General features: G+C 62.3%; 7 protein-coding genes. 3 read left to right on the forward strand and 4 right to left on the reverse strand.

What is annotated here, in order from left to right; translation table 11 throughout:
* The first annotated feature begins 96 nt into the window (after positions 1-96).
* The 3 genes from ACFVJ3_RS48655 to ACFVJ3_RS48665 all read left to right on the forward strand — a co-directional run bounded on the left by ACFVJ3_RS48655 (position 97) and on the right by ACFVJ3_RS48665 (position 3787).
* Positions 97-1566, forward strand: coding sequence for a nitrate/nitrite transporter (locus ACFVJ3_RS48655; protein WP_378458904.1), 1470 nt, complete (start codon positions 97-99; stop codon positions 1564-1566).
* A 283-nt stretch (positions 1567-1849) separates the two neighbouring features.
* Complete coding sequence (locus ACFVJ3_RS48660; RefSeq protein ID WP_378458905.1) at positions 1850-2515, forward strand: hypothetical protein; 666 nt, start codon at positions 1850-1852, stop codon at positions 2513-2515.
* Between the two features lie 831 nt (positions 2516-3346).
* On the forward strand, positions 3347-3787 hold the full coding sequence (locus tag ACFVJ3_RS48665) for a hypothetical protein (RefSeq protein ID WP_378458906.1): 441 nt from the start codon (positions 3347-3349) through the stop codon (positions 3785-3787).
* Between the two features lie 132 nt (positions 3788-3919).
* Here ACFVJ3_RS48665 and ACFVJ3_RS48670 read toward each other — a convergent pair whose 3' ends face one another.
* The 4 genes from ACFVJ3_RS48670 to ACFVJ3_RS48685 form a co-directional block, all read right to left on the reverse strand.
* A complete protein-coding gene (locus ACFVJ3_RS48670; RefSeq protein WP_378458907.1) occupies positions 3920-5341 on the reverse strand; it encodes an FAD-dependent oxidoreductase in 1422 nt (473 codons plus the stop codon).
* On the reverse strand, positions 5341-6375 hold the full coding sequence (gene gshB, locus ACFVJ3_RS48675; protein WP_378458908.1) for a glutathione synthase: 1035 nt from the start codon (positions 6373-6375) through the stop codon (positions 5341-5343). The genes ACFVJ3_RS48670 and gshB overlap by 1 nt, the downstream gene beginning before the upstream one ends.
* Positions 6376-6517: 142 nt before the next feature.
* Positions 6518-7969, reverse strand: coding sequence for a non-phosphorylative glyceraldehyde 3-phosphate dehydrogenase TadD (tadD, locus tag ACFVJ3_RS48680; RefSeq protein WP_378458909.1), 1452 nt, complete (start codon positions 7967-7969; stop codon positions 6518-6520).
* Complete coding sequence (locus ACFVJ3_RS48685; protein WP_378458910.1) at positions 7966-8667, reverse strand: glutathione S-transferase family protein; 702 nt, start codon at positions 8665-8667, stop codon at positions 7966-7968. The genes tadD and ACFVJ3_RS48685 overlap by 4 nt, the downstream gene beginning before the upstream one ends.
* Between the last annotated feature and the right edge of the window lie 57 nt (positions 8668-8724).

Raw genomic sequence — 8724 nt, forward strand, 5'->3', positions numbered from 1 at the left:
GGAGGTCGGACGATCACCCATGCCCGCACCCCACCTGCTGCCGCACAACCACACTCACGGCGACCCACCAGCTGATCGGTGCATTCGGGCTAAGCCGTGACAACACTATCTCAGCGACCTTCGAACTCAACGCCTGCCCCCGTATCGGTCGGGCATCGGATCGACAACTGGGACCCCGAGGACGTGACCGCCTGGGAGGCGGGCGGGAAGAACATCGCCCGCCGGAACCTCGTCGGCTCCATCCTGGCCGAGCACATCGGGTTTTCGGTGTGGTCGGTGTGGTCGGTGATGGTGCTGTTCATGCCCGCCGCGGTCTACCACATCGATGCCGCCGGAAAGTTCTTCCTCGTCGCCGTACCCACCCTGGTCGGCGCCGTGCTTCGCCTGCCCTACACCTTCGCCACCACCACGTTCGGTGGCCGCAACTGGACCATCATCAGCGCACTGGCCCTGGCGGTGCCGATGACCTTGACCCTGTACTTCATCTCGCGGCCCGAGACCTCCTACACCACGTTCATGATCGTCGCCGCGTTCGCCGGACTCGGCGGCGGCAACTTCGCGTCCTCGATGACCAACATCAACGCGTTCTACCCGCAACGGCTCAAGGGCTGGGCCCTGGGGTTGAACGCGGGCGGCGGGAACATCGGCGTCCCGGCCATCCAGTTGATCGGCCTGCTCGTGATCGCCACCTGGGGCAACCGCAGCCCGCAGATCGTCTGCGCGGTGTACCTGGTGTTCATCGGCATCGCCGCCGTCATCGCAGCCCTCTCCATGGACAACCTCACCGACCAGAAGACCGGCGCACGATCGCTGATCGATGTGCTCAAATTCCGCGACTCCTGGATCATCTCGTTCCTCTACATCGGAACATTCGGATCGTTCATCGGATTCAGCTTCGCCTTCGGCCAGATCCTGCAGCTCAACTTCCTCGCCGGACTGACCAACGGCGCTCCGGCAACCGCCGCAATGCAGGCCACCGCCGCCCTGCACGCCGCCCAGATTGCGTTCATCGGACCGCTTCTCGGGTCGCTGTCCCGCCCACTCGGTGGACGCCTCGCCGACAAGATCGGTGGCGGCAAGATCACCCTCTACAGCTTCGTGGCGATGATGGCAGCCGCCGGTATCCTCGTCGTCGCCGGCACCGTCGACGACGCCACCCCCGGGGCCGCGAACACGACCATCATGACCGCCTACGTCGTCGGATTCATCCTGCTGTTCGTCATCTCGGGCATCGGCAACGGGTCCGTCTACAAGATGATCCCGGCAATCTTCGCGGCGAAAGCCGCAACACCGCACCCCGACGACGCCCCCTCCGCCGCCGCGTGGTCACGCACCATGTCCGGGGCACTGATCGGCATCGCCGGCGCCGTCGGTGCACTCGGCGGAGTCGGAATCAACCTCGTCCTGCGCGCGTCCTACCTCGGGGTACACAAGTCGGCCACCACAGCATTCTGGGTGTTCGCCGCGTTCTACATCGTGTGCGCGGGGGTTACCTGGGCCGTGTACCTGCGACGACCGACCGCATCAACACCCTCACCGGCCGGCACCCTCACACCTGCACTCTGAACAACAACCAACGGAACGGTACGGAAACGTACGGAAACGTACGGAAACGTACGGAAACGTACGGAAACGTACGGAAACGCCGATCAAACCCGCGGAACCCCGTACAGCAGAACACCATCCCCGCCTTGGCTACTGCACGGCCGGTGTGCGGGTCAACACCCCCACGACAGCGATTCAGCGTGCTCGGCGCCGCGTCGTCCGACGCTGCCGTCATCCGCTGGACAAGTCCAGTACTGCAGGGACCGTTCGGTCCCCGACCCAATATCGAGAAGGATCTACGAACATGAGAATGTCCAAACTGATGGCCGTCGCTGCCATGACCATCGCGTCGATGGGAATCGTCGCCGGCACCGCCCACGCGGAACCCGCACCGGCCCCGGTCGCCGGGGTTGGGTGGAACCTCACCCGCAACGGTGATCAGGTCATCATCGACACCACGGCCGGGTCGCTGAGCAACGAGAACAACCACCTGATCATCCGCGACGCCAGCGGCGTCACCGTCGAATCGGTGCCACTGTCGATCGCTATCGACGGCTTCGCGCACCCCGTAGCCGCACAGATCAACGGCCGCACCGCAACCCTGACCACCGACACCAGCCCGGCCGCCGCAACCCCGGTCACCCTGCCGTTGCGGCAGGTCGACCTGCCCGCCGCAACCGCCGGAGTCAAGGACAACATCACCCTCACGGCAGCCGTCGGCGGCTTCCTCGGCGCGGCAACCGGTTTGGTCGGCGGCTGCCTCCTCGGCGCCGTGGCCGGGGCCGTGATCTCCGCACCAGCAGCACTACTGTTCGGCGCCGGCCCGATGGCTGGATGCATCGGCGGCGCACTACTGGTCGGCGCGGGCGCCTCCCTCGCCGGCACCGCAATCGGCGGCCTCGGCGCGATGGCAGCCAACGCTGATCCGTTCATCACGCTACTGAACGCACCCCCGGCCCCGAAGAAGTAACACGGCACGCAGCGCCATCGACTCGATAAGCTCCTGTGAGTGCGGCCCGCGCTGGCGGGCCGCACCGCGGACGCTCGCGTCGCAGATGCCGATTCGTATCCTCGCAGTATGTCGGGCGAATGAACACCACTGGAGCAGGCGTCGCACACCCTGCGCAGCCGGCGCACTACTGAATAGGGCAAGACGTCGACGTATGTGCGAGCACCTCGAGTGCCGGTGCTGACCCGGCGTCGCTGGCCCCCTCCCAATGGCCCGGACGGAGAGGGAGGAGGCTGACCGGCACACCACGCTCACGACCATGAACAGCTACGAACCGATCGACGACCTAGACCCGCAGGCACCGCCGGGTGGCGTGCTGGTTCTGCTATCCGTCGCCGGCCAGGACACAACTTCCTGCAACAACCGCTGCCTGTTCCGGGCCGACGCCGATGCCGCGCGCCGCGTTCGGGTCCTAGGCCAGCTACTACATAGGGACCGAGGCATCCGGAGATCGAAGAGAACTCAGCCCTGTTCTTTACTAGGCCCAATAGCCCCCAAACGGACCCCTATCATCGGGCTGGGAAACACGACATCTCTCTTACCACACCGGACACGACCACGTCGGCTGGACCATGGGCTGCGGCTCCGCCCGCGTCCTCGCGGACCTCATCGACGAACACGGACCCGGCATCTACCCCACCCTTACTCCCCCGTCATCCACACCCGTCGCTGATTCAGCCAAGCCCGCCGTCACCACACCAGGGCGGCGGACTTTTCCGCTACACAAGGCGGCATCGACGTTAAGATCTACTGAGTTTGGCGGCTCGTCAGACAGACTGGGAGGACGACAGGGTGGTCCGTGATCAACTCCGCATCGGTGTGCCGAGGAAGGTTGCCGAGGACCTCTATGAGCTTGGATTCGATCAACCTGTCGAGACCTCACGTGACACGGAGCAAACCCTGGAGACGATTCGTGTCTATGTGGAGGTCTCCGGTGCCGTGATCTCGTCGCTGGACAGCTTTTCCACGGTACTGGTCAGCCTCGGCGAATTGCCCGATCTGTGTAGCGCGATCGCGGGCTGGGTCAAGCGGGAAGGTGGGATTGCACAGGGCGGCTCGGGATCTCCGGAATCCAAACAGGAAGGACTGCATTTCAGTGTGACGCTGTCGAAGCCCTCCGCGGCGAGCGAGTCGGGTCGGGTGAAGCTTGACGATGTCACGTCAACTACGGAGCACGAGTTCGTCACTCATATGCTTGGGGCGCTCCGCAAGCATGTTGCCGACTCTCGCTAAAGGGACGCGCGTCGCCACGATAACGCTTTCGACGCATGGCGATGCGCACCCCGTCCACACAGCGAAACACTCGTACAGCCGGGACATGCTGCATCCCAGCCGGATCTCGGAGAGCACCGGATTCGGGTTGCTCTAGAGTCTGTCTGCCAACCTTCTGGCGGCGAGCTGAACGGCTTCCCAGACGGTTGCAAATGGTGGCGCGTACGACAGATCCATGGCGGCGAGGTCGTCGACAGTCATCTGCCCCCATAGTGCTGCGGCCGCAGTGTCAATTCGCTTGGCGGAGTTTCGGCCTCCGACGATCTGAACACCAAGAAGTCGTCTACTCCTCCGGTCTGCGATGATCTTGGTAGCGATCGGTGACCGCTCCGGCATGTACCCGCTGGCGGTTCCCCCCACTGTGACCAGCGATTCTGGGCTGAATCCGGCGTCAATTGCAGCGTCGGTCGAGAGCCCGGCCCGTCCCACTTCCACGTGCACATTTGGATTGGTGAATCTCGTTATGGCTGTCGCCAGCACACCAGCAAATTGCTGTTTTCCGCCGACGACGTTGTATCCGCAGATCCTGCCTTGCTTGTTCGCATGCGTGCCTAGAGGAGCGAATGTACGGGTACCCGTGATCCTGTCGATGACCTCGCAGCAATCTCCCGCAGCCCAGACGTTTTCAGCCACTAATTGGTTCTCATCTGGCAGGTATCCGCCAAACTCGCCGACCGAGAGGCCGGCGGCGACGCCCAGCTCAGTGGCGGGCCTGACACCGAGCCCGAGTACAACGACATCCGCGGGGTACGTTTCACCGTTGCTTGCTGTCAGTGAACGAACTCTTCCATCAACGATGTCGATGCCTTCGACTACGCACTGCGGGACAACGTGAACTCCGCCTTCGGCGAGGGCGCTGTGGACGCGGGCGCTCATGTCCTCGTCGAGGTTGCTCATCACCGAACTGCGGGTGATCAGCGTAGTCTCGAATCCGCGATCGACCATCGCTTCTGCCATCTCGACACCGATGTAGCCGGCACCAACAACTACCGCGCGCCGAATGGCTTCGGTTGCTTCGGAATCTGACGATTGTTCTGGCAGTACAAGACTGAGCCATTGACGTGCATCGTCGAGGTTCTTTACGGGGAGAATTCCCGGTGTCAGATGTCCGTTGCTGTCAACCGCCCATGGTGGAATGACAGGGTGCGCTCCAGTTGCGAGCACGAGTTTGTCGAAGTCTACCGTTTCGGATACGCCGACGCTATTTCCGTATGTGACGGTGCGCGTTTCGAGGTTGATGTCGGTCACCAACGCATCTAGGCGAAGATCGACGCCCATTTCTCGGTGGCGGTCGGGAGTGCGGGCGATCAGTTCGTCTTCGCAGGCTACCGTTCCCGAGATCAGATAGGGCATTCCGCATGCTGAGTAGGAGGTGTCGCGGGTTCTTTCCAGCACGACTACCTCGATCGTGCGACCATCGGCGTGCGCCGAACGCAGCGCTTGGTGCGCGGCACTCATACCAGCGGCGTCGGCACCGACGACGACTACGCGTTCGGTGTGGTCTGTGATTGTCATCAGCGGACCTCTGCGTTCGCACACAGAGCCGCTACCCACGATATGGTGCTAGTTGCGAGATGCGTCCCGCTGAGTGCGTCGATCTCGCGAATCCCCGTGGGGCTGGTTACATTCACTTCGGTGAGCCTATCTCCGATGATGTCGATTCCGACGAAATGGAGCCCGCGTTTGACGAGCTCCGGACCGAGAGTTCTGCAGATCCTGCGATCGTTCTCTGTGACCGTGTCGATTTCCACGCTCGCGCCCGTTGCCATGTTGCAGCGGAATTCGTCGCCCTCTGCGATGCGCCGGACAGCACCGACTGGGGTTCCACCGAGAACGATGACGCGTCGGTCCCCAGCCGTGACCGCGGGGATGAACTGCTGGACAACGACGTGTTTGGTTCCACGCTCGGTAGCGGTATCGAGGATCGAGTGCAGATTGGGGTCGCCAGGACTGAGCAGCATGATCCCGCGTCCGGCCATACCGTCCGTTGGTTTGAGAACGGCCCTCCCCCATGACTGTACCGCGTCGATGATCTCGGTCTGATCTGCGGAGATGAGCGTCGGCGGGCCGAGTTCTGGAAAGCGAAGAGCAAAAAGCTTCTCGTTTGCGTCCCGCAGACCGCTGGGTGAGTTCAGCATGAGGGTACGCGCAGGATCGACCAGGTCGAGGATATATGTCGCCCGCAAGTAGTCGGCATTCACCGGCGGGTCGGTCCTCATGAATACGGCTGCCGCAGTGTCGAGAAAGATCTGCTCGGATTCGGTCGCGACAAACCAATTCTTTCCGATGATCCACTTGCCGTCGATGAGTACTGCAGGCTGCAGCGTGACGCCGCGAGTCTGCGCCGTTGCTCGCCCAGCTGTCACGCCCAGTTCTGCGATAGTGGTCACAACGACGCGATGTCCAAGCGCCTGAGCTGCTTCCATCAGTGCCACTGTGGTGTCGTGGGCGGGGGCCAGCTCACTGAGCGGATCGGTTATGAACACGAACGTGAACCGTGAACTGACCGTATCTGTCGTCGCTCTTGAAGGGATGACTTGCTGCCTCATGTGTCCGTCCTGTTTCTGGGCGCGTCGGCGGCCGTGCGTACGAGGATTCGATGCACGGGTGTAAGGAGCTGTCGGCCCGCGCTGGGTAAGACGTGCTCATCACTGGAAAGTTGCGACGAGCCGACAGCTCAATTCGTGCATCTCAGCGCTTAACGCGGAGCACCCTGAAATTGGTGTATTCGAGTATCCCATGGACGGACTGTTCAACACCTAGTCCCGACTGCTTGATTCCGCCGAAGGGGACGTCCGATGTCAGCACTGGATGCTGATTGACCCACGCAGTACCGGCTTCCAGGCGATTCGCTACTTGCACTGCGCGTTGTTCGTCCGTGGACCACACCGATGCGCCGAGCCCGAGATCCGAATTGTTGGCGCGTTCGACGGCGTCGTCGATGTCGGTGTAGGTCAGGATCGGAAGAACAGGTCCGAATTGTTCTTCCTTGACCAGCGGAGTCGTGTCGTCGAGACCGCGGACAAGAGTGACAGGATGGAAGTATCCTGGCCCGTCCGGGATTTCGCCACGGAAGTAGACATCGGCGCCGCGGTGCACCGCATCGTCGACATAGCCTCGGACTTTTTCCAGCTGCGCCAGGTTCTGGATTGGACCCATGTCTACGCCCTCGTCGAGTCCGTTGCCGACGACGATCGTCTTGGCCACTTCAGCGAGTGCCTCCTCGATCGCGGACGCGAGGCGGACGGGGACGTAGAGGCGTTTGAGACCAGCGCATACGGCACCGCAGTTGGACAGTGCCGCCCAATAGAGGTCGTCTGCCATGGCCGCGACGTCCACGTCGTCGAGGACGATACCCGCGTCGTTGCCTCCAAGTTCTAGGGTCAGCCTCTTCAACGTCGGACCCGCGCCGGACATGATCGATTTGCCTGCCCGCTCTGAGCCAGTGAAGGTGATCTTGTTGATCCCCGGATGAGCTGTCATTGCGCGCCCCAGGTCGTCTCCACCACTCAGAATTTGGAGAACACCGGCGGGAAGCGCCTGTTGCAGTAGTTCACCGAGACGGAGAGTGGCTACAGGGGTGAGCGGGGAAGGCTTGAGGATGATGGTGTTTCCGGTGACAAGCGCCGGGCCGATCTTCCACAATGCCAGTAGCAATGGGTAATTCCACGCGGTGATCGCACCGACTACACCGACTGGCTCGCGGTGAATCTCGATGTACTCGTCGCTGTTGTCCCGATAGATCTCGACCGGGATGTCGGTACTCGCGTACCGACCGAGGCCCCGTAGCCCGGAATCAATCTCGCCGGCAGCCTTGGCTAAGGGCTTGCCCTGTTCCAGCGTTACCAGCATGGCGAGTTCGTCGATATTCGTGCGGACGAGCTCGACAACGTTCCGAACGATATCCTGTCGCGCCGCGATGCCCATGTCACGCCAGCTAGGGGCGGCACGCCGAGCGGCATTCACAGCAGCGTCAAGATGCTCGACGCCGGCGTCAGGGACTTCAGCGAAGACCTCACCGGTCGCGGGGTTGATCACCCTGTTGACGGCCGACGTTGTCACGATCTGTCCATCGATTGTTAGACCAGGTGCGATTGTTAGACCAGGTGCATTGTCGGCCAACAGGTCTGGGGAGTTGCTCATGCCGGGGATCCTTCGGGTCGGAACAGACGTTGGAACTGCTCTGCGTTGTAGACGTTCTTTCGCGCAGCTTCTTCACGTGGGTCGGAGAACTTGACCTTCGCGGCCGGGCGCGCTGCGATTCGGTCCGACCACGCCTTCATATTCGGAAAGTCCGAGACCGTAATTCCGTGCCCACCTGCAACTCTGGCCCAGGGATAGGTTGCGATATCGGCAATCGAGTACTCGCCGGCAAGATAGTCCCGATCGCGGAGCCGGTCGTCGAGAACTTTGTACAGGCGTGCTACCTCACCGACGTATCGGCTCCGGGCGTAGGGGTTGTCGATACCGTGCTTCGGGGCGTGTGAGACGAAGTGGGCGGCCTGTCCTGCCATAGGGCCATGATTCGCTACTTGCCAGAACAGCCAGCAGAGCGCCTCCTGGCGGCCGCGGGGGTCGGCGGGCAGCAGCCGTCCGGTCTTTTCGGCGAGATACTGCAAAATGGCCCCGGTCTCGAAGAGCGCGATTGGCTCGCCTCCGGGGCCATCGCGATCTACGATCGCCGGAACCTTGCCGTTCGGATTGATCCGACGATACTCGGGCGCGAACTGCTCCCCTTCCTTGAGGTCGGTCCATACGATCTGGTATTCAAGCGAAAGCTCTTCGAGTGCGATCAGCACTTTTCGCACGTTGGGGCTTGTGTAGTAGTAGAGGTCAATCATCGAACGATGCTCCAAGAGAGTCGATTACCGGCGGGTTAGATGTCGTACTGCTTGCGG

This window comes from Rhodococcus sp. NPDC127593 (assembly GCF_042671975.1).
GTDB lineage: Bacteria > Actinomycetota > Actinomycetes > Mycobacteriales > Mycobacteriaceae > Rhodococcus_F.